The sequence below is a fragment of the Nocardia sp. AB354 genome (genome assembly GCF_049538315.1).
In the GTDB taxonomy this organism is placed as follows: domain Bacteria; phylum Actinomycetota; class Actinomycetes; order Mycobacteriales; family Mycobacteriaceae; genus Nocardia; species Nocardia nova.
The window spans coordinates 1-263 of record NZ_JBMVFU010000095.1; the positions used below are offsets into that span (position 1 = coordinate 1).

Annotated in this window: 1 pseudogene; it reads left to right on the forward strand. The window is 68.8% G+C overall.

Annotated elements, in window-relative coordinates:
- Positions 1-36: 36 nt before the first annotated feature.
- Positions 37-263: pseudogene (locus tag ACPCUW_RS35250) on the forward strand (phosphate ABC transporter substrate-binding protein PstS); the annotation flags it as partial.

Genomic DNA, 263 nt, shown 5'->3' on the forward strand with positions numbered 1-263 from the left:
CGGTTGCGGCCGAGCAGGTCCGGAGGATCAGTGAACGTGAAGAAGAGCAGCGCGCTCCTCGGCGTCGTCGCCGCGGCGGGCGTCCTCGCGCTGAGCGCGTGCGGCAGCGACGACAATTCCGCGGCGCCCGGCGGCGCGGCGATCAGCAAGGTCAGCGTCGACTGCGGCGGCAAGAAGGCACTGAAGGCCAGCGGCTCGTCTGCCCAGAAGAACGCGATGGACCGTTTCGTCACGGCCTATCAGACGAACTGCCCGGACCACAA